Here is a 25106-nt window from a genome sequence, read left to right as displayed (position 1 = left end):
CCAATCTTAGATAGATTTTACAGATTCTTTAATCGTTACAAGAGATTTCTTTGGTCCCGGAACTGCGCCTTTAACCAGAAGAAGGTTGTTTTCAACGTCTACTCTTACGATTTCAAGGTTCTGAATTGTAATCTTCTTTGCTCCCATGTGTCCTGGCATCTTTTTGCCCTTGAATACTTTACTCGGGTCAGATGCAGCACCGTTGGAACCAGCATGACGATGGAACTTAGAACCGTGAGCCATAGGTCCTCTGTGCTGGTTGTGTCTCTTGATAGCACCCTGGAATCCTTTACCTTTGGAAATAGCTGTTGCGTCTACTTTGTCGCCAGCCTCAAAGATATCTGCTTTAATTTCCTGAGCTAACTGATATTCATCAGCGTTCTCGAATTTGAATTCTCTTACGAATCTCTTTCCTGTTACTCCAGCTTTGTCAAAGTGTCCTTTTTCAGCTTTTGTAACACCGTGTCTGTGCACGATTTCTTTCTTTCCGTTCTTGTCAACGTTAACAATTTTTTCTTTCTTATCAACGTATCCAACCTGAACTGCGCTGTATCCGTCATTTTCAACGGTTTTGATCTGTGTTACAACACATGGTCCAGCCTGAAGAACAGTTACCGGAGTAAGTACTCCATCTTCGTTGAAGATTTGAGTCATTCCGACTTTGGTAGCTAAGATAGCTTTCTTCATTTTATTTTACCTCCTGTGATTTACAGCGGAACGCCCTTACGGGTGTTCATCCTAAATATTAGGAACTACTGTGTTTTAATTTATTAGAACTTATTTGTTCTTCATTTTGATATCGATGTATACACCAGCTGGCATTTCCAGTCTTGACAGAGCATCTACAGTCTTCTGTGTCGGTGCAATGATATCGATCAATCTCTTATGAGTTCTCTGTTCGAACTGTTCTCTGGAATCTTTGTATTTGTGAACCGCTCTTAAGATTGTTACAACTTCCTTCTTAGTCGGAAGCGGTACCGGTCCGCTAACCTTTGCTCCATTTTTCTTTACAGTTTCGATAATTTTCTTGGCAGATGCATCTACAAGCTGATGATCATATGCCTTCAATGTGATTCTCATTACTTGACTTGCCATAAAAAAAGTCGCCTCCTTTTCGTACTTAAACCTCAGTACGACAAGCGGTGACTGTACACTTCCCCGTGTGTGTCGCGAGAAACTCACACGTTGTTACTGCATCTCAGCAGCTGTTATGATTTCGTACAGTGACTTGTCGCCAGTTTCCTAACTTGACATTCGCTCCACGGAAAACCTGCCATTCTTCTCGGCAGCAACCTCGCGCTTCTTTGCTATCATGTCACAGCTTTTTTAGTATACCCGATGTTTCTGCATTTTGCAAGCATTTTATTTTATTTTTTGTACTTTTTTTCATACAAAATTTTCTTGAAAAAACTTCTCTTTTTGTGCTATTTTGCTTACACTCTTTTTGCGGTATAATATTCTCATATTCAGTGGGGTATCAGATCCATAGGCTTCTTCGCTAAATGCAGCCTGTCTTTCAATCTTCCCCCGCATCATCTTATATATTAGAAGGAGGACACATATTATGCAGACATTAGATGCAATCAAAACAAGAAGAACGATCCGCAAATTTACAGAGGAGCCTGTCTCACATGAAGTGATCGAGAAAATCGTAGAAGCAAGTGCCTACGCTCCATCCTGGAAGAATACGCAGACAGCAAGATATATTATAATAGAAGAAACAGCGCTCAAAGACAGGATTGCCAGAGAAGCTGTTATGGGCTTTGAATGGAATACAGGTATCATTCTTGGTGCTCCGGCACTGGTTGTTCTCGCTTCCGTTTCGGGGAAAAGCGGTTACGAAAAGGACGGAGCTTATTCCACCTCTAAAAAGGATAAATGGGAAATGTTTGATGCCGGTATCGCTGCGCAGACTTTCCAGCTCGCTGCACACGAATGTGGAATCGGTTCTGTTGTCATGGGCATCTTCGATGAAACACAAGTAAAAGAAATTCTCGGTCTCGATGACAGTCTGAATGTATCTGCCCTGATTGCGATCGGTCATCCGGCTGTCAGCCCAACTGCTCCGGCACGTAAATCAGTCCAGGAGCTGATCCAATACCGTTAATCTCTCACAGGCATACAGTTGACCGTGTTGTACACATTTCAATACACAAATTATCTAAAAATTTACCAGTTTCTTGTTGACACTACCGTGATAAAGTGATATAGTTTAACCAACTTAATCAGAGAGCTAAACCAAAGGCGGTTTCCAACACAAGGATACCGCTATTTTAAAAAACACTTGATTAAGCTACAACATTGGTTGTTATTGCAGTTATATTGTTGCCGGTCGTTTCCCCCAAGAATGGTCTTGCAACGATAAAACTCCAATTTATATATACATCCTCTTTGTAGGAGCATTCCCCAGCTTTGTATATAAGGCAAACTGCAATGCAACGAGGAAAAACCTCTCAATGACATACCAAAAAGAAAAGACATGACCTCGAGGGGGCATGTTTTTTCTTTCCAAAAAGTAAAGGAGACGTGAAAATATGAGTAGTTCAAGACCAATAGATAACCCGAAAGATCCCCGTACAGACGAGAAACCCGTATTTTCAAAAGAGCTGGTGCAGGAAGATCTGAAAGATGAATTCAAAGCAGGCTCCAACTCCGAATGGGCCACTGATTCCCAGGATGAACTCGAAGACTGGATTGAGGAGCAGGGGATACAGTTGCGGTACTAGATTTTTTGTTAAATAAATACAGATATTTATGCCGGGAAAGCTTCTTTGACTTCCCGGCATTTTTTTCATTCATATTTTTTATACACATCTTACGTTTCCAAAGGATGATTGTGAAACACGAATTTTGATCTCGAATTGCAAAACCAAAAATCAAATCAATAAAAATGAATTAAATTTTTGACTTTAAATCGCAAATATTAAAAGCAAATCAATAAAATGAGATTGAAAACTTGATTTAGAATTAGAAAAAGCCCAAACCAATCAATATAATAATCTTAAATGCTTGACTTAGAATTGTAAAGTTCAAAAACAAATCAATACAACAAGCTCAAATACTTGATTCAGAATTGTAAAGTCCAAAAGTAAATCAATACAGCAAGCTTAAATACTTGATTCAAAATTATAAAACTTAAAAATTAGTCAACAAATCTAAATGTCCTGCACTCTTAATACGAAAAGGAGACAGATTCAAAACCTGTCTCCCATGTTCTATCCATTATTCATCCATTATTTATCACTTACGAAAATGAATTTTACGCTTCCATCCATTCCGTCTGCGATTCCAGAGAAGTTCTTGTATTCTTTGGATGCATCCAGAAGTTCGTTTGCCTTATCCAGAAGTGCATCGATGTCCCCGTCAAATACGCTTACCAGTTTTTCAATTCCTTCTTCGTTGAACTGGATCATACCACTGTTCAGTTCAGCTGCTCCGGAATCAAGCTGTTCTACACCAGATACCAATGCGCCTGTGCTGCTCTGGAGAGTACTCAGACCTGTTGACAGAGTTCCGGCTCCGCTGTTGAGCTGGGATGCACCGCTTGCCAGCTGACTTGATCCTGCTGCAAGCTGACCAAGCCCAGATGCAAGACCATTCGTTCCATCAACTCCGGCTAACAGCTGTGCTGTACCACTCTTAAGCTGAAGAACACCGCTATTTACCTGGCTTACAAGTCCATCTTTTCCATTTACGCCTTCATTTAACTCAGTTGCTCCATCTGCAACCTGTTTAATTCCAGCGGCAAGCGCCGGTGTGCCTGCTTTCAATTCTTTCAGTCCTTCATTTACAGCACTTGCAACTGCAACCGCGGATGGATGTTGCTCATCGGTTCCTACATTAACTGCTGTATTCAAGGCAGCCACGTTAGCAGCCAAATTATATCCTCCATGCGCAATATCATCTTTATTAAACGCATCGTCAATACTTTTTGTGCCTTGTTCAAGTATTGCAAGATTGTTTAACGCTTCTTTTACTTTTGGATTTTCCACTTCTATTGTCGTATTTACAGTTGCTTTTCCTTTTTCCATATTTGCATTTTCTATGGTAGCATTATTGATAGTCGCTTCTTGAATAGTTGCATTTTCAATAGTAGCATTTCCTTTTACACTTTGATCGCTTGCGGAAAGAGAATCTATTGCTGTTTGAATAGCCCTTGTTGCCTCTTCATTTCCTTCCACTTTACCCAATGCCTCTTGCAAGCTATCTATCGCTGTTTTATTTTGAATTGCTCCATTATATAATACAGTTGCCGTTCCTGTAGCCGTTCCTGTAGCTGTTCCTATAGCTGTTCCTGTAGCCGTTCCCACAGCATTCGATACATCCATTTTATCGCTACTCACATTCACTTTTTGTTTGCTATTATCTGCCACATCTTTCAGACTACTATATGCTTTTTCAGCTGTACCCTTTAATTCATCTGTTTTACTTGCAACTCCACGAATCACATCATTCAAACTGCTTACACTTTTTCCAATGTTGGCAACACCTACATTTAATCCACTTGCGCCTGTTGCCGCTGCCTGTACTCCATCATTTACACTCTTTGCAGCTACAACCAGACTAGGCTGACCTTCTGCTGCATTCCCCGTATTCAATGCAGCATCTAATGTTGCAACTCCTGTCGTAAGCTTCGGCAGTGCATCATCTGCTGCAAGCTTGCTCTGCATCTCAGACACCCCGAGGTCCAATGCTTTTACTCCCGGAAGGAGAGTTCCGCTTACCTTTGATGACGCTGTCTGTAATCCTGCATTCAGTGTATTTGCTCCGCTCACCAGACTACCAGTTCCGCTAGCCAATGTATTTCCGCCACTTGCCAGCTGATCAATTCCGCTTACCAGTGTTCCTGATGAAGAAAGCAGTGTATCCAGTCCGTCTTTCAACTGTCCGGAACCATCTACAAGTTTGTTTGATGCATCCTGAAGCTCTGCCATAGAATCTTTCAGTTCATCCAGGCTATCAAATTTATCTGCATCTACTTCGTTGAATACTTCATTTGTCGCAACAGTAACAGCTTCTACTTTTTCATAATCTGTCACATCTGCTTCTACCGTAAATGAATCCGGAATGTCCAGATCATCTACTTCGCTGCTTACTGATGTGAGCTGTTCTTTCAACTGTGGAAGTCCCATTCCGATTACGATGTTTCTGTCACCATCTGAGATAACTTTTCCATTATCAACCGTTACATTCGAGAATTTTTCACCATCCATCAGAAGTCCGGTTGCCATCAAAAATGGTGTATATTTTCCGCTGTCAGCACTTGTATTCTGATATTCATAATGGATCTTTAAGTGTCCACTCTTTCCTTCCAGATCATCTGCGCTGACTTTCTTTCCGTCAAGTTCATAAGTAACCTTCATTCCTACAGGAATCTTCTTGGTTGTAGTTCCCTGATAGCAGATGTCCTTCTTATCTCCCTGCCATACCAGTTTACCGTTATTTTCTGAATAGGTCTCGTCGCCTTTTACATTCTTGATGTCTTTCAGATCTGACACATCATCGATGGTTCCAAGACTTGAAATATTTTTCAGCTGATCAGATACTGTCACATCTTTCTGGTTTCCTGCATCATCTACTTTTACATATACAGTCTCATCTTTTGTAGGTGTTCCTGTACTGCTTGTTTTTGTTTCGCTTGTTTTCTTTGTCTCTGTACTTTTATCTTTATTATCTGCCGCCTGTACATTTACAGATGTTCCTGCAACATTTCCAACTACAAGCGATGCCATAAGTGCAAGTGTAACTAATACTCTGTATTCCCTGTTCTTCATAATTAAAAACCTCCTGTAAGCCTCTACTGACTTTCCTGTCGGTATGCTTTTTTCTTTTTGACTACTGGTCATTTTCTAACTCGCACTTACTATAACTCAAAAATGACCACAAGTCAATATTTTTCTATAAAAAAGTTGACTCCGAGTCATTTTAATTTTATAATAAGGATAATTCAAAGGAAAAGAGGAATGAATCATGGGAAAAGTAGATGAAAACAAGCATCAGAAAATGGATGCTCTCTTTCAAAGCGCATACGATTTATTTCTGAATCAGGGGATCGAGAAAACATCAATCAGTGATATAGCAAAAAAGGCCGGAGTTGCGAAGGGAACCTTCTATTTATATTTTGCAGACAAATACGAGATACGCGACCGGCTGATTGCACGGACAGCCAGCCGGCTTTTCCAGAGAGCGCATAAAGCCCTGGAGACAGCCGACATTCCTGAATTCGAAGATAAGATTATTTTTATTGTAGATTATGTGTTAAATGCGATGCAAAAGAACAAACTGATTCTGAGATTTATCTCTAAGAATCTCAGCTGGGGAATCTTCCGCCAGGCAATCACCAATAACGCGCAGGATGATTCCGGCGATATTCTTGCTTATTTCAGGAATATCCTGACCGATCATCCTACCATTCATTTTCGCGCGCCGGAGACCATGCTCTTTCTGATCATTGAGCTCGCAAGTTCAACTTCATACAGCACGATTCTGGACAATGATCCGATGTCATTTGAGGAGTTAAAGCCTTACCTCAATGAAAGCATCCGTGCGATCATCCGTAACCACATCATTGAAGATGCATCAGAAACTCAAGTGAACTGATCTACTAATATTTTTGACAGGGAAAATCATCCTTACACCGTCCATTGCAGGCAATCCTGTTTCCGGCGGTTAAAAAAGAGCAAAAAAGTCCCGTTAAGAAGCCAGATTCAATATCCGGCAGCTTAACAGGACTTTTTCTATATCTTCTTTTCCAGCCAGATTTACTTCTGGCAATTTTCTGCAACTTCCAAAGCCTTAACGCTCCTCATTTTTTCGCATTTTCAGCTTCAGCATTGCTGTGACTTTTTTTGCATCAAGCTCTGTCACATTATTTTCGCCGAGCACATCCGTCTCAACGCCCTCTTCACTTTTATTGATATCCAGAATTCCACCCAGATGTTCATTCTCTACTACGAACTGTCCAACCATACCGCTGAATTTCAGCCCTGTGACCGGGATTCCCCTGATTTCCATCTGCTCTGCCATATTTGCAAAGTCCACATCACTGTTGCCCCACCCATCCGTTGAAAGAATGGCTCCATCTGCGCGCATGGCTTCTGCCCACACTGCCGCACGGGTTCCCACAAGTAGCTTATCTGTATTATCATCCGGGGTTCCAACAATCATAATTCCCATCAGATCCAGGTCTTCATCTGATGATACAACATCAAGAAGCGGATCCCTGAAATGGTGTAGTGATGTTTCCTTTGTCGATGGTCCAATTCCCATAATCGCACCTCCTACTGCATAGAACGGATGATTCCGTCCCGATATTCATTTGGTGTTACGATCACCGGCATATTTCCCATATCAATGATCGAGCGTCCATTTTCAGTTCCCGAAGGCTCTTCTGCAAACAGCGAAGTGTCATACATTGCGCCCTGTCCGGCAACCTGCTTCACGATCAGGACACGCTTTTTGCCCGGGCGGACCACATCATGATATTCGTGTCTCTCTGTGCAGAGATCGCCCCTGAACTTCTTCATCTGCTCGCGGAAAATCTGTATAAATTCGTCACAGGCATGGTGCGCTGCAAGCACGCCTTCTCTTTCCTGCCCCATTCCCGGCTTCAGGACCACATCAAACGACACAATATAGTCGCCTTCTCCCGGAGTACCTGCCCGGTTCAGATACAGCATCTCTTTCAGATTACCTTCACTGGATCCGAACTCATGTGCCTGCTTTCCGTTTTCATCTACACCGGTAAGGATCACATAGACACCGGTGAGTGTATGCGTGATCCCGTCCCCGATCTTCCCAAGTACCTTTGTTGATATCGGAATGATATCCATCATCGTATTGGTATATCGGTCATGTTCTCCCGGCTTTATGATCTGTACATCCAGTTTAGAAAGCTGTGGATATTTCGGTAAAATATCATCCAGGATTTTCTTCTCGATCATCATTTTCCCGGATGCTGTCACTTTGTTTTCTTCGCCTTCTTCCACATCAGTAATATGGAAGGCTTTGATCACAAGCCGGCGCAGATCTATTTCTTTCTCCATATATCATCCTCAATTCTAAATTGAACAAAAATGTGTCCTGGCACATTCCCGACATGTAATGCCTTTTATTTAACAGGAAGTTCCATCAAAATATCCAGTTAAATAAAAAGGACATCCCCGGCACAAACCAGGGCTTTCGCCCCAATCCTGCCGGGGATGTCCCCTTCTAGCCAGTCTTTTGCCTTATTCGGCAATTTTCACTTCGTAAGCGGATAATCGCAATCCGCTTCACTACCTGTTCATAATCAAACAACTGCTTCGCAGTGGATTTGATTATACTTTCGCTACATATTCGAACGGAAGCGGAACAACTTTTCCCGGAGTATCCAGCTTCACAAGCTGTTCCAGAGTTGCTTTTACGATGCCAGTCTGCATCTCAACATTGTGTGGTTCACCAGCGTTAGCTCCCATAGGAACACGCGGAGCAACCGCACGTGGGGTACCGGTCTGACGTACAACCGGTGGAAGCGCAGCAATAATAATTGTAGGAATTCCTGCGGCTTCAATCGCTCTCTGCACCAGAACTGCAGAGCGGTGGCAGGTACCTCAACCAGCGGTCAGGATAACTGCATCTACCCCTTCTTCAACGAACATCTTTGCAATGGCCGGACCAGTTTCATGTTTGAATTTCTCCTGGTTTCCACCACCACCCATGAATCCGGCATGTACCGGTGCACAAGCTTTGATAAATCCTTCTTTTGCAAGTTCATGGATACGGTCAATCGGGAACATACAGTTGATATCTTTGTTTACATCACTGTTATCATATCCACCGTGAGATACCATTAATTCATCTGACGGCATTTTATCTGTTATTTTTCTCCAGGTAAAGTCACCGGCAAGGTTGAATCTCTTCTGTTCCTTGTGGTGTACACCTGCTGCTGTAGCGAGGGCAATTGTCATATCCTTCAGTTCCTTTTTCACCGGAGCCCATACTGGCGGCGGAGTTACCGGAACGAAGATTTCTGACTGAAGTCCTTTAACAACGGTCAAACTCATGTCTATTTCCTCCTGATATAATTACACTTCATCTTTTTTATGAGACTTCATTTCTTCCTGACGTCTCTGGTATGTCTGCAGGTTACTAACATATTTTTCATTGGCGTCCGGACCAAGCTGTTCAACAAAACTCATATTCCATCCAACTTCCTGTCCTACCACTAATGGATAATCCGTAATCAGCATTCTCATCGGGATCTTCAGGTAACCCAGTCTTCCCTTTAAGTCGATTCCAACACATCCATCATGGATTTCTACGATTACGCCTTCCATATAAATGATCTTATCGCCATATTTCATAGTCATTCACCTTAATCGTATTTTTCTTTTCTCTTCTGGCTCATTGGCAGTGACTGCTCGTTTTTAACCAGTTCGATTGTTCTGTCCATAGTTTTTGAAATCAGTTCAATGTTGTTTGCTTTTACATTCGGATTCCATTTTCTTTCTGCCTTCTTAACTTCTTCTCCAGCCATTCCTGCTTTCAGCATAGCAAGTGCACGAATTGCTTCTTCCTGGCAAAGAGTGTTGCATGCAAGGACTTCGTTTTCGATTCCAGATTCAGATTTGTTGTTATCTACCATGTACTGCATGTATTTGTTTCCAACTACAAGTGCTCCCTGTACTGCGCAGAATGAAAGACCAACAACCGGAATTCCTCTCATACCAATCTGTTCAATATGGCTTGCGAAATCGATGTGGTTGTTACCAAATCCTTCAGTTGTAACGAATGCACCGTCAACATCAAGAGCTTCTACCATCATACCAACACGTTTTGATACATAGAATTTTTCTGTATTGATCTGTGGGCTACCAACAAAGATAACGCCGCAAAGGTCAATTTCTTCATCATGAAGAGTTTCAAGAACCAGTGGTTCTCTCCAGTAATGTCTTGACATTTCTTTTGATGCAGGTCCGATACAGGTAAGTGCATGGATACATCCATCAAGTACTTCCAGTGGAGATGCCATGATCGGTACGTTTCCAAGGTCAACGTTCGGTCTTGCACCAAGTACTCCGACTGGTTCCATAGGAAGAATCAGGTTATCATGCATAGCGCCCTGTCCCATGATTTCTTTTACGATAACGACTTTCTTTTTACCAGGTCTTCTTACCTGATTGAATGTCTCTGTATCTACTACAAGGCTTTCGTCTTCTACTTTCTTCAGAGCTTCACGGATTTCCTGAGTAATAACATCTGTTGCAGAATGTGCTGCAAGCGGGCCAGGTCTTTCCATGTTGGTTCCTGCTTCGATGATAACTTCTGTCTTAATGAAGATTTCACCTTTATCAGGAGCTCCCGGACGTCCCCACATGATATTTTCATCCAGGTATCCTTCGGAAGAACCGAATTCACCGATCTGAACACCATTGTCGTCTGTTCCGGTAACCATCATGATAACGCCATCAAGTACTCTTGTTGTACCTGTACCGATTTCGTCTTCGCCCTCTTTTGTAGCGATCGGCTGTACGTCCATGATTGTATTAGAATAAGTATGGTACTGATCCGGTGTAATGATATCAATCTTTAACTGATGAACCAGTTCCTGTGAAGCAACTGCTTCTTCTTCAATTCCTTCTCGGATGTAAAGAGTTGTTCCTTCGATCTTTGTCTCCGGTCCACGCTTTACTTCTGTAATTTTATAATGCTTTCTGGTAACGCTTCTTACGACTTTCGGTTCCAGCTCTTTTGTCGGTGCTGCGCCTGAAACCACGCCTGCCGGTAATTCTACCTCTGCCGGTACTTCCGCTACTGCAACACCGTTATTAAAACCCATCGGCATTTCGATATCGATATCTTTGCCTTCTCCAATGTGGATTTTTAACACGCCGCCAACTTTCTGTACACTTGCTGTAGGATTTGCAGTAACTGCTGGTGCTTCTTCTTTCACTTCTTCTTTTGCTTCTTCAGCCGGTGCTTCCTCTGCTGCAGGTGCTTTTGCGCCTTCAACAAGATCAGCTGTAAGTGGTGTAAGAGAATCGCAGGTCTTAACAAGCTTTGCTCCAAGTACCTGTTCGATTGTAAGTGTTCCATCAAGTTTCAGAAGTCCTGAATCTACCAGATCATCAAAGATAGCCGGATCTTCAAGGTTTGCAGCCTGGATTGTAATGCCGCCTTCTGCTCTACAGCATAATACTGCAGGATCTTTTGCATGTTCTTTTGCGGTTTCCGCTGTAATTGACATAATAATTTCCTCCTTGTTAATTTAACAATCATTCAATTAACTATTTATACACTCACCGAAGTGAGGTATCAACTTATCTATTTACCTTCCGGTAACTGTTCTACCTGCTTTGAAACGCGCAGATATCTGTAAAGTGGATGTCCGATCGTACGCATGACATGGTCTGTCTGGTGGAATACCTTAAGCCCCATCTTCGGTGCTGATCCCATGACTGTATTCGAACAGTCTGAGCAGTTACCAATAATAATGTACTCACATCCATCCTTCTTGAACTGGATATTATTCTTAGCCTGTCCAGGACAGTTTCCAGGTCTCTCGCATTTAAGCGGAGCTCCCGGTTTGTTTTCAATTGCCTGTTTACATCTGGCTACTGATTTCACTACACCATTCATCTTCTGGCAAATATCTCTCATACGTTCTTCGCTACCACCGCAGGCACATACCAAAAGACCTACGCTTGCACCATGAAGATCCGGGAAATCAATTGTAACAATGATTCCACCGGTTGTCTTTGTAATCGGTGCATCCTCTGTAGTAGCACGTCCGGTAAATGGACCACCCATGATGATTTCCCCATATACACCATCAATACCGCCGGCACGTTCGATCATTTCCCCAACGCTTGTGCCGACCGGTACATCCATAAATACATGTGGCTCATTACCGCCATTGATCTTACCGATAACAGTAAGGTTCTTAGAAAAGCATGGCTTTCTCTCTTCAATTGCTTCCGCAACTCTTGCAAGAGTTTCTACATTACAGACAATCGCATTTGCTGCTGACGGAAGCTGTGTTGTATTCAGTTCGATTCCAAGACATTCTCTTACAACCGCACGTTCTTCTCCCATCGGATAAATATCTGGAAGTAAGTGGATCGTGATCGCCTCTTCATCTTTTAATGCTTCGCGCAGTGCATTTACTGCTTTTTCATTTTTCTTCTTAATTGCAAAAATAGCTTTTGATGCATTGGAAATCTCCATGCAGTGTTTAACTCCGCGGATAACTTTCGCACAGTCATCTTCCAGCTGCTGAATGTTATGACGAAGTCCCGGCTCACACTCCGCTGCATTTACAAGGATATATCCCCCCTGCAGATCTGTTCCGAGTTTTACACCTGTCGGGAATCCGGCGCCGCCCATTCCGACAACACCTGCCGCTTTTACCATATCAAGCTTGCTGCCTTCCGGAATCTTTACATATTCATCCTTCTGTTCTTCATCCGGCTTGATGATGATACGGTCTTCCAGTACGTCTTCTACCACACCATATGCACTTGAAAAAATATTAGCTCCAAGACCTGTCGGTGTTGCAATCAGAGTCCCTTTTTCTACTCTGTCTCCGGCTTTTACAACCGGTGCACAAGGAGCTCCTACATGCTGACGCAGCAAAATCTGTAAGTTTGCCATGTCTCTTCTCTTCCTTTCTCCTCTACGTCGAAATCTATATCTTATCTTGTCCTACGCGTATTTGACTATAGTTTAACAAATAGATATATCTTTTTCAATAGCATTTATAGATTTTCACTCTTCATGTTGGACTCAATACTAGAATCTAGTCTAGTGATTGATCTGTACTATAGTCTATATGATTTTACTTGAAAATTCAATATCTTTTTTATATATAATCTATTTATTTTTTTCATCGGTTCTGTATGATTTTTACAGATTGTCTATTTCTTCTCATTTTACTTATTCATATTATCTATAAGTATTCTATTCAACAGGATCTACGTCAAAAAAAGAAAAGCCACCGTACTATTTCCCCTAAAACAATACAGCAGCTTTTCTCTTTATCTTTTTAAGGCTTTCGCCCAAAAACCTCTCTTTTTGGCGAGGGCATGTGGGAATCGAACCCACCCAGGACGCTCCTAACGCCCCACACTGGTTTTGAAGACCAGGAGACACACCAGTTATCCATCTACCCCCATATATTGATTATTTCAATCAAGCTTATTCATTATAGCAAATTACCATTGACTTTTCAAGTGTTTTCGTACATAATATTTTTAAAGAAAACTGAACTGCATACTAGACTCTGGTCTGGTCTTTCAACTAAGGAGGAATATTAAAAATGGAAATCAATCCAAAACTGAATCTTGACGCATTTGAGGCATCTTTCCATGCGATCGACACACATACAGTTGGGGAATTTACAAGAATCATTACATCAGGTTTCCCGAAGCTTGAAGGGAATACAATGATCGAACGTAAGAACTTTCTCGCAGAGCATTACGACAAATACCGTCAGGCTCTGATGTTTGAACCACGTGGACATCATGATATGTTTGGTGCTCTTCTGACAGATCCGATCCACCCGGAAGCTGATTTTGGTGTGATCTTCATGGACACCGGAGAATATCTGAATATGTGCGGCCACGGAACAATCGGTTCAGTTACAGCAATCATTGAAACAGGACTTGTCCCTGCCGTAGAGCCTTATACAGAAGTTGTTCTGGATGCTCCTGCAGGAATTATCCGTACCAAAGCAGAAGTCAAAAACGGAAAGGTACTTAATGTAACACTTACTAATGTACCGGCTTTCCTTTACAAAGAAAATCTCACCACAGAAGTTGATGGCAGAGAAGTTCACTATGATATTTCTTTCGGCGGAAGCTTCTTCGCACTTGTTGATATCGAACAGTTCGGATGGCACGTAGATCCACAGTCAATCCCACAGCTTACCGATTTCGGTATGAAGCTGATCGAAAAGGTCAATGCCGAAGTAGAGATCCAGCATCCGGAACTTGATATCACAACTGTCGACCTCGCAGAGCTTTACTGCTCTACCGATACTCCTGGATGTGACAAACGTAATGTCGTTATCTTCGGAGATCATATGGCTGACCGTTCTCCTTGCGGAACCGGAACCAGCGCAAAGCTCGCCACTCTTTACAAAAAAGGTGAGATCAAAATCGGACAGCCTTTCGTATACGAAAGCTTTATCGGCTCTCAGTTCAAAGGCGTAATCTTAGACACTACAAAGGTTGCCGACTATGATGCCGTTATTCCGCAGATTACCGGAAGTGCTTATCTGACAGGGGAAGCTACTTATGTGATCGATCCAGATGATCCGTTAAAATATGGTTTCAAAGTAGGCCGTTAAGTCGAAATCTTTCAGAAGACAGAGCTATGTATATGGTTTTGTCTTCTTTTTTTGTAAACAAATTACTTTCTTGTTATTTCATGCCCATTCTGCTATAATAAAAAAAGATTACTATTTTCAAAGGAGGGGAATTTTCATGCCAAAGAAAAGAAGTTCCACCAAAAGCCGTATCATAAAAGCCGCGTGGAATCTATTCTACAAGCATGGTTATGAACAGACTACCGTTGATGAGATCATCTCGGCTTCTAAGACCTCAAAAGGAACCTTTTACCACTATTTCAAAGGAAAAGAAGCTCTTCTCAACACACTTTCTTATCTGTTTGACGAAAAGTATGAAGAGCTTGCAGGAATCGTAGATCCGGATCTTTCTGCTTATGACAAGCTGTTATTTTTTAACCATGAACTATTTCATATGATTGAGACCAGTGTCGATGTCGGGCTTTTAGCCTCCCTCTACTCGTCCCAGCTGATCACCAAGGATAAGCGCTCCCTTCTTGAAAACGATCGTTACTATTTCGTGTGGCTGACTGAGACAATCAGCACTGCACTGAAAAATGGAGAATTCAACGCCACCAGTACTGCCGATGAACTTCTGAAGATTTACGCAATGTACGAACGTGCTGTTCTTTATGACTGGGCATTATGCAAAGGCAAATATTCTCTCACCGCATACAGCGACAAGCTTCTCCCACATGTACTTGACCAGTTTGTAGAAGGTTTTTAATTCTGTCATTTTTTCATTGACAGTATGGACACCAGTCTGCACATGGATCATCGCATACATAAAAAGACCAGAACTCACCCCACTACAAGGGCATTCTGGTCTTTTTCTTTTCACTGCCGCACTTTTTCCTTAAGCACTGCACTCTATTCTTCAATCAGGAAGCTTTCCTGTTCGATTCCCTTTCCGGTCTCAAGAAGCTTTTCTTTTAACTCCTCCAAAAGCGGAACATTTACCTTTTCCAGCTTTTCCATCGTCTCTTTCGAGATCGTTTTCGCATATTCTTCGTATTTCTCATAAGTTTCCACATCCATCTGCAATGGCTTTATTCCCGGAAAAATATGCTTCTGGATATATTCAAAAATCCGGATTCCACCGTAATCCATATCTCCGCTGTGGAATACTTCCACGTCTTTTCCCTCGATCACTCTCTGCAGCTTCTTCAGAAATTCTCTTTCAAGTGGTGAAAAATATCCATGACTGTAGATATAAAGGATCTCCGGATCATATTCCATTGCAAGGTAATTCGTCTTATTCTCGATCGTCACGATTTTTTTCAGTGCCGGCTGCTCTACCTCAACCATTGCATGCTTGACTGTCTGGCTGTTCAGCACAACTCCATATGTAAAATCGGAAAGATCCACTCTTTTTGCTTCTGATCCCTTCCAGATCTTCAGTTTAAGCGGTCCTTTCACTGCCAGCTCCTGGGAATTTTCTTCAATCAGCAGCTGCTCCAGAACCGTCTGGATATCCATATCTGCCGTAATCTCCGGGCAATATCTTCTTGCAGCCGTCACCACATTTCGTTCCATCTCCCGCTCGAAGATCTTACTGTCCTTCAGATAGCGTTTACTGAAAATCCGCTTCATCATCGGTTCTTCCAGAGAATCCAGTCCCCGGTAACAGTCCAGATATTTTTCCAGCTTCTCTATATTTTTCGGCAGATCACCTTCTGCGATCCGCTCTTTCAGCTTTTCCAGATAATTCTCGATCCATTCTTTCTGGAAGCCTTCCGAAAGCTCCTGGTCAATCTTACGTATATAATAATTTACCTTCGCCTGCTTCGGCCAGTATTCTTCTCCACTTTCGCTGTCTGCAAGACGGTAAAAATCCGGAAGATGCTCCACCTGATATGCCACAAGCTCTACATCACTGTCCGGAACAACCCATTTTTTCACAGTCAGAAGTCCTGCTCTTTCCAGGCGCTGCACCTCTTCGATCAACTCTTCTTTCCCACAGGCATCATAATCCTCCTGTGTGATCCGAAGAGTCCTCCCTCCAGCCGCTCCTTCCCGCCAGTCTCGGCTGCTGTTCTCACATCTTTCTATAATCCTGTCTACCAGATACATTTTCTATCACCCCTGTTCTTCCTCATCCGCAAGCTGTGCGAACTCGGTTTTTTCAAATTCCTGAATTGATATATGCCGTTTATTCGGGTTGGCATATACAAAGGTTTTATCAACATTTTCCAGATAATTCTGAATCTTATCATTTGTGGCACTGATGATTGCCTGGAAACCAAGTCCACGGATCAGCGCAATACAGCTTGCCACCTTCTCGGCATCCATTTTTGAAAATGCCTCATCCAGAACGACCAGTCTGAGCGTCGGATTCCTGTGGATTTTCGGGGAAAGATTGATCCTGTAAACCTGTGCAAAGCTTGCAAGAAGTGCAACATAAAGAGGATTCTGTCCTTCTCCTCCGGAATTCTTGCGGATCATCTTGCCAAGACCGATTTTCATATCTTCCTCACCCTGGACGATCTGCTGCATATCAAACGAAAGATAAGTACGGTAATCCGCGTACTTGTCCATATTTTTCTTCGCCTCTTCCAGTTCCTCATGGGTAGCATTTTCCGGTGGGATAAAGATGCCGATCAGTTCATTCATCATATCACCGTAGTTTTCTTCATGCTCCATCGTGAACAGATTCATCTGGTTCTCAATAGAACCTGAAAGCTGTGCCGGATTGATCTGCAGGGTATCGTCCATAAACATCTTATAGTACTTTCCGTCTGCACCCTTATTCTTCGTGATCACAAACTGGTACTTATCTTTTCCGAAATCCAGCCGGCTGATGATCCGGTTCAGCTCATCTCTTCTCTGGTAAGCCTCACGGATCGCACTGCGGATTTTGAAAACGAAGTCATCCTTGAAGTGCTCGACCGCTGCCTTTGCCTGTTCATTCGCTGCCTGCCGGTAGGTTTCCAGATCGTCACATGACAGGTTTTCCAGAAGCTCCTGATAAACCTTATTATCTTCTTCTACCACTGAAAAATTACGCTGCGTATATTTTTTGGTATAAGCACTGCGGGCTGCCACCAGCTCCTGATAGATCTCTTCTTTTTTCTTTCCAAGCTGCTGCAGCTGCCTTGTACTTGCCTCTTTCAAATAAATATAGTTCCTGCTTTTCTGTGCTTCCAGATACTCTTCAAACTGCTTCTCAAACCCTTCGTTTTCCTGAAATTCTTTCTGGATTCCCGTAAGTGCAGATTCAGACTCTGTAATGCTGTTCTTGAATTTTTCAATCTCTTCTCCGTTTTTCCAGATTTCTTTCTCTGTCTTCGTGATCTCTCTCTGCATTGCATCCCGTCTGTCCTGCACTTCTTTCATCTGTGCTTCCAGGATATCAACAGATTCTGCACGTAGCTTCTGAAGCTTTTCAAGCAAATCCTTTTTACGGTTTTCTTTTTCCTTTATTGCTTTTGCATCCAGGATCTGGCTGATATAATCCTCTGTCGGGAGCGGCATTGCCTCCAGTTCCAGAAGCTTCTTCGCCTCTTCCACAAGTGCCGCAAGCGGTAGTCTCTTCTCCTGAAGCTGCTCGCAGTACTTTTGAAGCTGCCGGATCCTCTGCCGGAGACTGATCTCGCCGATATAAGCACGTCTGGTGTAATTTTCCGGATTGATGTGCTGCAGACGATAGCTGTGATAAAGCATACAGTCTGGTGTCACACCGATCCTGCATTCCCGGAGTTCCTCAATACTCTCACATTTCATAACGTTTCCAAGGAAGAAATTGATGTAAGACTGCACGTATTTTTCTTTTGCTTTTACTTCTTCTGCAAGAGCTCCCTGACGGACGATGTGCTCTTCTTCCATTACTTTTTCCGTATCCAGAATTGCAGCACGGAAGAATTTCTTCTTATCCATCTCCTGATAAATATCCATTGCCGCTTTCGCGTATTTTGGCTCTACGATCAGCAGAAGCTTATTATTTCCCATATAGCCTTCCACTGCATTGTGCCATCTTTCATCCCGGATCTCCAGAAGGTCTGCAAGGATCTGTACAGAAACAAATTTTCCACAATCCTCCTGCAGCCGGTTCTGCAATTCCAGTCTCGCCTCTTCCAGTTCTTTTGGATATGCTTTTCTCCCCTGTTTCAGCTCTTTTAACTCTTCTTTGGCTTCCCGTTCTTCTTTTTTGATCTGACGAAGCGTACTGTCCGTATCCCGGCGCTCTTCTTCAATCTCTGCACGCATCTGCGTAATATTTTCTTTGAGCCTTGTAAGCTCACCTTCCGAAATCGTACCGGCTTCAAATTTATCAATATCCCAGATTGTCTGGTTGGAAGTAATCTCCTGTTCTTTCCATTCCTTAAGTCTCTGCGCAGTCTTTGTCAGACTCGCCCTGCTTTTTCCGAGATGCTCCAACGTTTCATTTAAACCTGCAAGTTCTGCTTCCAGTGCTTTATAACCACTGTTATTCAGACGAAGCAGCAACTCCTCATGTTCCTTTTGCAGCTCCCCGCTCTGACGCACCAGTTCTGCTTTCGCATGCTCCTGTACCTTGATGCCTTCTTCTCTGGTTCTGATCTTATCATGGAGTCCCTGGATATCTGCCTGCAGCCGGAGCATTTCCAGACGGGTAAGTCGGTACTCACATTCCCTGCTTTTTTCCCTTTTTTCATCAAAATCCTGATAGATTCCATCGATCTTCTTCAGATCCTCAATCTCTTCCATCGTTGACTCGATCTTGCTGCGCATTCTTCCATACTGCATGATACTTTCTTTCAGATCCTCGATCTGGATATCCTGTTCCATGCAGATATATTCTTTTACAAATTCTTCCAGCTTGATATTCATCCGAAACGGGATTGCCCGCTTAAAAAGACGTGGGAACTTTTCTTTATCCAGTCCGCCCAGATACACATCATAAAGCTGACGTCGGAAACGCTCATTGCTTGGTCCGCAGTAGAATGCCTCTTCCCCAAAGGTACGCTGCAGATATTCTCTTATTTCCACAGTAGAAAGACATCTCTTTTCCCCACGGTAAGCATTTTCAAGCAGACCACTCCTGTGCCAGAAGAACAGGCGGCTTATCTCATTCGTCGCCGTCTCCACGTCAAATACAACTCCCACACACTGTTTTTCATGGGTTCTTGTCTGCTCCAGCTCGATCACGATCGTACTGGAAAAATTCTTGTTCCGCAGATACTGGGACTCATTATTTTCACTGATGTTCACCATTCCGCGCAGATACTCGATCAGAGTACGGTCCGAATCATCCGCTGCTGCCTTGTTGAAAAATCCACGCCCATCCGTGTTGGCATAGAGCACAATCTGAATTGCATCGATAACCGTTGATTTTCCACTTCCGGAATGCCCGGTGAAAAAGTTGATCCCTTCGCTCAAAGTCAGTATTTTTCTGTCTATATAATGCCAGTTGTTCAGGCAGATTTTTGAAATCGCCCAGAACGGCTGCCTGTTATCCAATGTCTCCAAGAGTCTCCTCCTCTTCTTCCCGGCTGTTTCCGAATGATTCCAGAACTTCTCTCACCGCATCTCCCTGCAATACTGCATGGATACACGGATAGATCAGAAGTCTTGTACTTTCATTTAACTCTTCCAGTAGATCCAGCGGCTCGATCAGCTGGTATTTTTTCAGCATGGCAATGGTCCTTTTCATCTCTGTCGGTGACGGGATACTGCGAAGCACACGAAAATCTCCTGCTTTTCCGTTGAGTGCCCCAAGCGTTGTCACGATCTGACTACTTGACGAAACCGATGCCATCTGTTCATCATAAATCAGCTTCAGTAATAAGATGTAAATCGTTGCAAGACGCGGAAGCTTTTCTCCCCAGATCATTTCATCCTGAATGTAGATCAGTCCCAGGTGTACGTTCTCACATAATGTGATCCCGGCGATCTGAAAATACATTTTCAGAAAATCAATGTGCTTTTCACAGATGCGGTACTCTCGCTGATACTTAAGTCTGCCCGCACGCTTGTCGAACTTCCTCTCCAGAAGGAACGTCTGTCTGTAGAGAAGCCGGATCACATCTGTCAGGTCTTCCTGTTCTTCCTGCGTAAGCTGCTCAAAATATTCTATCATCCATTCTCTCCAATTTCCGTATACTTTTTATAAATGCCTTCTTACAAACTTCAGTGCCGGATAACGGTATCCGTTCTTTTCAACCGTTTCCGCATCCTCTTCCAGCGCTTTGTATTTGCTGTTCTTACGGGTACTGAGGTCGTATGCAAGAATCAGCTTTTCAAAATCATCCTCTGATGTAAGGGAAAGCTTTTCCGTATCCAGCACATCTTTCTCCATATGTTCTTCGATAAATTCTTCAATCTGCTTTTTGCTGAATCTGAGCTTGATCCGGTTCAGCCGGAGCACATCTTCTCTGTCCAGATCATCTACTTCCTCTTCTTGTGCCATCTTGCTGACAAAATCCTTCCGGCTTCTTCTTCGCTTATAAAGAGATTTTTCTGACAGGATTTCGGTCAAAGACAGATTCATCTTCTCTCCCGTCTTTTGAATGACCTCTTCATAGTCATTCTCTGACATCCGGTTCAGGAGCTGAATCACCAGTCCCTTCGTGTCGCTCTCTCCGCTCAGAAGATAATTCAGCCTTGTCACCGTCGCACGCACATATTTGCTGTGCTCCTTATCCATATTGGAAATGCGGTGCTCGATATCATCAAAGCCTCTCTCGATCATATCCAGAAGCTCCAGAACGTCTTCTCCCGTATCTCCGGTTGCCCTGGCGCGCTCACGGATCTTCTCGATCCATTCCTCATCATCACGCATCTGACGCAGGCATTCTTTGATATCTGTCTTATAGATATAAAAATTATCCGAAGTCTTCAGGATATGGTATTTTTTCCGGACAATCTCTTCCACATATCCGTCCAGATGCTCCTTCAGAAGATCTCCGTAAAACTGCTGTTCCAGAAGCCTTGCAAAGAACTTGTCCATATTGTGCAGCATATCCTGCAATGCCTTATTAAGTCTTCGGGTATTGACAAGCGCTGTCCGGAGCATATTCATGTTCACTCTTGGATCATTCCTGAACGAAAACAGCGTTGCATACACATTCTGGATATAGATCTCTGTCTCCTCCAGATCCTCCGAGGAAAGCCGCTCAAACGCATCAACAAAGACTGCCGCATAATCCGGAATCACGATGTTCGTCACCAATGTATTATAATCTTCAATTTTCTTCAGCCATCCTTTTCGGATCAGCCAGTTCAGAATCCTTGCTGACGGGGTTTCCAGCATATCAAACTCGGTCTCATCTTCCTCCCGTTTAAGTTCGATCTGCTTCTTCATATACAGGTCACGAAGCACCTGAATACAGACCTCCCTGGTCAGGAAATAATTGCTGTACTGGTATTCTTCATTGATCGCCATCAAAGCTTCAATGTATGTCTCTCTGTTCACAGACCGGAACAGACTCCAGAAACTCTCCGGAATTTCAAAACGTAACTGCATGCTTTGCCTTTCTGTAAATCCATAAATTTTTCCATTATCTATAAGTATACCATATTCTACCCTTTAAATGGGAAAAACATTGTAAAAAGGCATTACGAATAGAATGTGCCTTGGCACATTCTTGCGCCGAGCACAGTCGCTTGCGATATCCTTCTTCTTCGTGCGAGTGCGCATCCCTGGCACGTAGTGCCTTTTGGCTAACAGGAAATTCCTTTGGAATTTCCTGTTAGCCAAAAAAGTGCTGCAAAACCGATCACTCTCATCGGCTTGCAGCACTTCTCCATAACGAGACCAAATATCTGGCAGAATATTTGATTATTATTTTAATTAAGCAAGTATGGGTTCCATATTTTTCAGTATGACTATTTGATAAAGCCTACCTGTTTACTGATAATTTCATACTGTTCGTCTTTTCTCTTATTGTAGACTACTTTTCTTTCTTCAAAGAGGTTGTTTCCTTCTGTATCGATGGATACGATCAGCGGTCCAAACTCTTTTACGCGGCAGTTCCAGAGAGTTTCCGGCATTCCGAGATCTCTCCACTCAGCTCTTACGATCTCTTCAACCTCTGTTGCTGCTACTACGGCATTACCAGCCGGGAATACACAGTGGATTGCTCCGAACTCTTTACATGCACGTTCGGTGTTTTCTTTCATTCCACCTTTTCCGATGATCACACGTACACCAGATTTCTGTACGAATTCATATTCGAATTTTTCCATACGCATACTGGTTGTCGGTCCTACGGAAACCATCTCGAATTTATCATTTTCCAGTGGACGGATGATCGGTCCTGCATGGAAAATTGCGTTGTTTCTAACATCTACAGGAAGTTCTCTTCCTTCTTCTACCAGACGACGATGCGCAACGTCACGGCATGTTGTCATACTTCCGTTCAGGTAAATGATGTCTCCGACTTTAATGTCTTTTAAATCCTCTGCTGAAATTGGTGTTGTTAAAATTTTCTTTCCATCTTTTACTTCTACCATTATAATTCCACCCCCGAATGTGTTGTGATTGTGTAATTAAGGTCCTTATCAAATACAATGTGTCCTCTTCTGTGGCTCCAGCATCCTACGTTTACAGCTACACCGATTGCAGATGGATGACGTGCTGTATTTTCGATGTTAACACCCATTACAGAGTATTTTCCACCCATTCCCTGTGGTCCAAGGCCGATTGCGTTGATTCCGTCTTCCAGAAGGGTTTCCATCTTTGCAGCTCTTTCGTTGTCATTGTGAGAGCCGATCGGACGCATCAGAGCTTTCTTTGAAAGCAGGGCTGCTGTTTCTACAGAAGTTGCTACACCTACACCTACAAGAAGCGGAGGACATGCATTTAGTCCGTAGCTTGTCATAACATCGAGAACGAATTTTGTTACACCTTCATATCCTTCACCTGGCATCAGAACCATAGCTTTTCCCGGAAGTGTACATCCGCCACCTGCCATGTATGTGTAGATCTCACATTTGTCAGAGTTCGGAACGATATCCCAGAATACGGTCGGTGTTCCTTTTCCTACATTCTTTCCTGTGTTATATTCGTCGAATGTCTCAACGCTGTTGTGACGAAGCGGTGCTTCGAATGTAGCCTTTACAACTGCTTCTTTCAGTAATGCTTCCAGATCATCGATCAGTGGGAATTTTGTTCCACATTTTACCCAGAACTGAAGGACACCTGTATCCTGGCAGCTTGGTCTGTTAAGCGCTACTGCAAGTTCCTGATTACGGAACATGGTGTCATAGATTGTCTTAGACAGCGGACTGTCCTCTTTCTCTCTGAGTTCCTGAAGTTTTGCGATGACATCATCCGGAAGTTTTTTGGCAACGTGTGCAATGAACTTTGCCATGTAATCTGTAAGCTGTGTTACCTGTTCTTCTCTTGACATTTTAAAATCCTCCTCTTTTTATATTGCATTTAATTTGATTACTTTGTTATCCCTTCTTACGGGAAGAATGGATAGAATATCGGAAGTAAGATCATACTTACTACGGTGGATACCAGAATCAGCGGCACACCTGCTTTTGCATAATCTTTAAATGTATATCCTCCGGCTGTGACAACCATTGTGTTCGCCGGCATTCCGATCGGTGTTGCGTATGCGCAGGATCCTCCGATGACACATGCCATAAGTACTGCGCTTGGGTCTGCTCCCATTCCCTGTGCGATTGACACAGCGATTGGTGCCATAAGTGCTGTTGTTGCTGTATTTGACATAAAATTGGTAAGTACACAGCACAGCATGAAAATTACAAATGTAAGTACATAAGGTGACGGGTTCTTTCCAAGAAGTCCGATTACTTTATCCGCGATCAGCTCACCTGCTCCTGTCGAATCAAGTGCTGCTGCAAGGGAAAGGGTTCCACCGAACAGGAAGATCGTCTTCAGATCGATGGAAAGAAGTGCATCTTTCTCACTGATAACTCCTGTAAGGATCAGGGCGATTGCTCCGACACATCCTGTCACACAAAGCTTGATTCCGATCTGTTCTTCAAAGATCATTCCGAGAAGTGTAAGAATCAAAATAACCAGGGAAAGTGTCTGTTTCCACTTTGGCACATTGCTGAAATCCTGTACCTCATCATAAATGCTGTCTCCGGCTGCATCTGTCTTGTTCGGAAGAAATTTGTATCCGATCAGTGCGAAATAAATGATTCCGACGATCAGGATCGGTACACCTACTTTTGCGTAATCGAAGAATCCGAATTTCAGTCCGATACTTTCCATTTGTGACTGTGCGATCATGTTACCCGGAGCTCCGATCAGGGAAAGGTTACCTCCCATCGCTGCAGCGAATACAAGCGGCATCAGAAGTCTTGATCTTGAATATCCCGACTTTGCTGCGATACCGATGACTACCGGAATCAGAATTGCGGCTGTTCCTGTGTTGGAAAGGAAACCGCTCATCACTCCTACGATGATCATAATCGCAACGATCAGCTGCTTCTCTGTCTTGGCGAAATGTGTTACAACTCCCCCTATTTTGTTTGCCATTCCTGTTTCAAAAAGTGCGCCACCTACAATGAACATCGCAACAAACAGAATGACGTTGCTGTCAATGAATCCCGAAAATGCTGTCTTCCAGTCCAGAACTCCTGTGACTACCAGTCCCACACAGACAATCATGGATGTCAGTCCCAACGGAATTTTCTCCCACATGAACATCACGATTGCAAACAGCAGGAACAATAATGTGATAGTTACCTGACTCATTTTGCTACCTCCTCATTTCTCTTTTTAGTTTCTTTTCTGGATGCCTTTTATTTGATATCTGATTTATGATATCTGATTTTGTATCCAAATCTTGATTTTAATATAATTCATTGACACCAAAAT

21 protein-coding genes and 1 tRNA gene are annotated in these 25106 nt (G+C 43.0%); 5 read left to right on the top strand and 17 right to left on the bottom strand.

Translation table 11 applies throughout. The annotated features are described in order from the left end of the window. Positions 1-6: 6 nt before the first annotated feature. Positions 7-687, bottom strand: coding sequence for a 50S ribosomal protein L3 (gene rplC / locus G4407_RS00190; RefSeq protein ID WP_173687304.1), 681 nt, complete (start codon positions 685-687; stop codon positions 7-9). A 90-nt stretch (positions 688-777) separates the two neighbouring features. Further along, positions 778-1095, bottom strand: a complete 318-nt coding sequence (rpsJ, locus tag G4407_RS00185) for a 30S ribosomal protein S10 (RefSeq protein WP_008372521.1) — start codon at positions 1093-1095, stop codon at positions 778-780. 469 nt (positions 1096-1564) lie between these two features. Between rpsJ and G4407_RS00180 the strand changes: the two genes are divergently transcribed. Together G4407_RS00180 and G4407_RS00175 are read left to right on the top strand one after the other, a co-directional pair. Beyond that, on the top strand, positions 1565-2107 hold the full coding sequence (locus tag G4407_RS00180) for a nitroreductase family protein (RefSeq protein WP_173687303.1): 543 nt from the start codon (positions 1565-1567) through the stop codon (positions 2105-2107). Between the two features lie 427 nt (positions 2108-2534). Then, positions 2535-2726, top strand: coding sequence for a hypothetical protein (locus G4407_RS00175; protein ID WP_117834853.1), 192 nt, complete (start codon positions 2535-2537; stop codon positions 2724-2726). Between the two features lie 507 nt (positions 2727-3233). Here G4407_RS00175 and G4407_RS00170 read toward each other — a convergent pair. Further along, complete coding sequence (locus tag G4407_RS00170; RefSeq protein WP_173687302.1) at positions 3234-5774, bottom strand: hypothetical protein; 2541 nt, start codon at positions 5772-5774, stop codon at positions 3234-3236. Positions 5775-5970: 196 nt separating this feature from the next. Between G4407_RS00170 and G4407_RS00165 the strand changes: the two genes are divergently transcribed. Continuing rightward, positions 5971-6600, top strand: a complete 630-nt coding sequence (locus G4407_RS00165; RefSeq protein WP_173687301.1) for a TetR/AcrR family transcriptional regulator — start codon at positions 5971-5973, stop codon at positions 6598-6600. Positions 6601-6795: 195 nt separating this feature from the next. On the opposite strand, the gene G4407_RS00160 is transcribed toward G4407_RS00165, so the two are convergent. The 7 genes from G4407_RS00160 to G4407_RS00130 form a co-directional block, all read right to left on the bottom strand. After that, positions 6796-7269, bottom strand: a complete 474-nt coding sequence (locus tag G4407_RS00160) for a glycine/sarcosine/betaine reductase component B subunit (protein ID WP_173687300.1) — start codon at positions 7267-7269, stop codon at positions 6796-6798. An 11-nt stretch (positions 7270-7280) separates the two neighbouring features. After that, positions 7281-8045: a proline reductase cluster protein PrdD gene (prdD, locus tag G4407_RS00155; RefSeq protein WP_173687299.1), complete on the bottom strand. Its 765-nt coding sequence runs from the start codon at positions 8043-8045 to the stop codon at positions 7281-7283. A 273-nt stretch (positions 8046-8318) separates the two neighbouring features. Continuing rightward, the gene (gene prdB / locus G4407_RS00150; protein WP_173687298.1) at positions 8319-9044 is read right to left on the bottom strand and encodes a D-proline reductase (dithiol) protein PrdB; all 726 of its coding nucleotides are present in this window, start codon (positions 9042-9044) and stop codon (positions 8319-8321) included. 21 nt (positions 9045-9065) lie between these two features. Continuing rightward, positions 9066-9350, bottom strand: a complete 285-nt coding sequence (locus tag G4407_RS00145; RefSeq protein WP_420314992.1) for a CBO2463/CBO2479 domain-containing protein — start codon at positions 9348-9350, stop codon at positions 9066-9068. Between the two features lie 5 nt (positions 9351-9355). Further along, a complete protein-coding gene (gene prdA, locus G4407_RS00140) occupies positions 9356-11227 on the bottom strand; it encodes a D-proline reductase (dithiol) proprotein PrdA (protein ID WP_173687296.1) in 1872 nt (623 codons plus the stop codon). A 77-nt stretch (positions 11228-11304) separates the two neighbouring features. Next, complete coding sequence (gene prdC, locus G4407_RS00135; RefSeq protein ID WP_173687295.1) at positions 11305-12633, bottom strand: proline reductase-associated electron transfer protein PrdC; 1329 nt, start codon at positions 12631-12633, stop codon at positions 11305-11307. 421 nt (positions 12634-13054) lie between these two features. Next, positions 13055-13152, bottom strand: a tRNA-Sec gene (locus G4407_RS00130). Positions 13153-13297: 145 nt separating this feature from the next. Between G4407_RS00130 and G4407_RS00125 the strand changes: the two genes are divergently transcribed. Both G4407_RS00125 and G4407_RS00120 read left to right on the top strand, forming a co-directional pair. Further along, entirely contained in the window at positions 13298-14329 is a 1032-nt protein-coding gene (locus G4407_RS00125; RefSeq protein ID WP_173687294.1) for a proline racemase family protein, read from the top strand. A 136-nt stretch (positions 14330-14465) separates the two neighbouring features. Beyond that, the gene (locus G4407_RS00120; protein WP_173687293.1) at positions 14466-15053 is read left to right on the top strand and encodes a TetR/AcrR family transcriptional regulator; all 588 of its coding nucleotides are present in this window, start codon (positions 14466-14468) and stop codon (positions 15051-15053) included. Between the two features lie 143 nt (positions 15054-15196). On the opposite strand, the gene G4407_RS00115 is transcribed toward G4407_RS00120, so the two are convergent. The 7 genes from G4407_RS00115 to G4407_RS00085 form a co-directional block, all read right to left on the bottom strand. Further along, positions 15197-16399 carry a Wadjet anti-phage system protein JetD domain-containing protein gene (locus G4407_RS00115; protein ID WP_173687292.1) on the bottom strand — a complete coding sequence of 401 codons (1203 nt, stop codon included), beginning with the start codon at positions 16397-16399 and terminating at the stop codon, positions 15197-15199. Positions 16400-16405: 6 nt separating this feature from the next. Then, positions 16406-19774, bottom strand: a complete 3369-nt coding sequence (locus G4407_RS00110; RefSeq protein ID WP_330585892.1) for an ATP-binding protein — start codon at positions 19772-19774, stop codon at positions 16406-16408. After that, entirely contained in the window at positions 19758-20384 is a 627-nt protein-coding gene (locus G4407_RS00105; RefSeq protein ID WP_173687291.1) for a DUF4194 domain-containing protein, read from the bottom strand. The genes G4407_RS00110 and G4407_RS00105 overlap by 17 nt, the downstream gene beginning before the upstream one ends. A 27-nt stretch (positions 20385-20411) precedes the next feature. Further along, positions 20412-21770, bottom strand: a complete 1359-nt coding sequence (locus G4407_RS00100) for a Wadjet anti-phage system protein JetA family protein (protein ID WP_173687290.1) — start codon at positions 21768-21770, stop codon at positions 20412-20414. Between the two features lie 362 nt (positions 21771-22132). Beyond that, positions 22133-22759 (bottom strand): L(+)-tartrate dehydratase subunit beta, encoded by a 627-nt coding sequence (gene ttdB / locus G4407_RS00095; protein ID WP_173687289.1) that lies wholly within the window; start codon positions 22757-22759, stop codon positions 22133-22135. Continuing rightward, entirely contained in the window at positions 22759-23658 is a 900-nt protein-coding gene (gene ttdA / locus G4407_RS00090) for a L(+)-tartrate dehydratase subunit alpha (protein WP_173687288.1), read from the bottom strand. Before ttdA ends, ttdB begins: the two co-directional genes overlap by 1 nt. A 56-nt stretch (positions 23659-23714) precedes the next feature. Then, complete coding sequence (locus tag G4407_RS00085) at positions 23715-24983, bottom strand: SLC13 family permease (protein ID WP_173687287.1); 1269 nt, start codon at positions 24981-24983, stop codon at positions 23715-23717. Positions 24984-25106: the final 123 nt, after the last annotated feature.

Origin of the sequence: Allocoprococcus comes (assembly GCF_013300725.1) — a bacterium.
GTDB lineage: Bacteria > Bacillota > Clostridia > Lachnospirales > Lachnospiraceae > Allocoprococcus > Allocoprococcus comes_A.
This window is presented reverse-complemented; position numbering and strand designations above follow the sequence as displayed.

Coding starts and splice junctions, on each gene's coding strand:
- rplC (WP_173687304.1), bottom strand. CDS start 687: ATGAAGAAAGCTATCTTAGCTACCAAAGTCGGAATGACTCAAATCTTC.
- rpsJ (WP_008372521.1), bottom strand. CDS start 1,095: ATGGCAAGTCAAGTAATGAGAATCACATTGAAGGCATATGATCATCAG.
- G4407_RS00180 (WP_173687303.1), top strand. CDS start 1,565: ATGCAGACATTAGATGCAATCAAAACAAGAAGAACGATCCGCAAATTT.
- G4407_RS00175 (WP_117834853.1), top strand. CDS start 2,535: ATGAGTAGTTCAAGACCAATAGATAACCCGAAAGATCCCCGTACAGAC.
- G4407_RS00170 (WP_173687302.1), bottom strand. CDS start 5,774: ATGAAGAACAGGGAATACAGAGTATTAGTTACACTTGCACTTATGGCA.
- G4407_RS00165 (WP_173687301.1), top strand. CDS start 5,971: ATGGGAAAAGTAGATGAAAACAAGCATCAGAAAATGGATGCTCTCTTT.
- G4407_RS00160 (WP_173687300.1), bottom strand. CDS start 7,269: ATGGGAATTGGACCATCGACAAAGGAAACATCACTACACCATTTCAGG.
- prdD (WP_173687299.1), bottom strand. CDS start 8,045: ATGGAGAAAGAAATAGATCTGCGCCGGCTTGTGATCAAAGCCTTCCAT.
- G4407_RS00145 (WP_420314992.1), bottom strand. CDS start 9,350: ATGACTATGAAATATGGCGATAAGATCATTTATATGGAAGGCGTAATC.
- prdA (WP_173687296.1), bottom strand. CDS start 11,227: ATGTCAATTACAGCGGAAACCGCAAAAGAACATGCAAAAGATCCTGCA.
- prdC (WP_173687295.1), bottom strand. CDS start 12,633: ATGGCAAACTTACAGATTTTGCTGCGTCAGCATGTAGGAGCTCCTTGT.
- G4407_RS00125 (WP_173687294.1), top strand. CDS start 13,298: ATGGAAATCAATCCAAAACTGAATCTTGACGCATTTGAGGCATCTTTC.
- G4407_RS00120 (WP_173687293.1), top strand. CDS start 14,466: ATGCCAAAGAAAAGAAGTTCCACCAAAAGCCGTATCATAAAAGCCGCG.
- G4407_RS00115 (WP_173687292.1), bottom strand. CDS start 16,399: ATGTATCTGGTAGACAGGATTATAGAAAGATGTGAGAACAGCAGCCGA.
- G4407_RS00105 (WP_173687291.1), bottom strand. CDS start 20,384: ATGATAGAATATTTTGAGCAGCTTACGCAGGAAGAACAGGAAGACCTG.
- G4407_RS00100 (WP_173687290.1), bottom strand. CDS start 21,770: ATGCAGTTACGTTTTGAAATTCCGGAGAGTTTCTGGAGTCTGTTCCGG.
- ttdB (WP_173687289.1), bottom strand. CDS start 22,759: ATGGTAGAAGTAAAAGATGGAAAGAAAATTTTAACAACACCAATTTCA.
- ttdA (WP_173687288.1), bottom strand. CDS start 23,658: ATGTCAAGAGAAGAACAGGTAACACAGCTTACAGATTACATGGCAAAG.
- G4407_RS00085 (WP_173687287.1), bottom strand. CDS start 24,983: ATGAGTCAGGTAACTATCACATTATTGTTCCTGCTGTTTGCAATCGTG.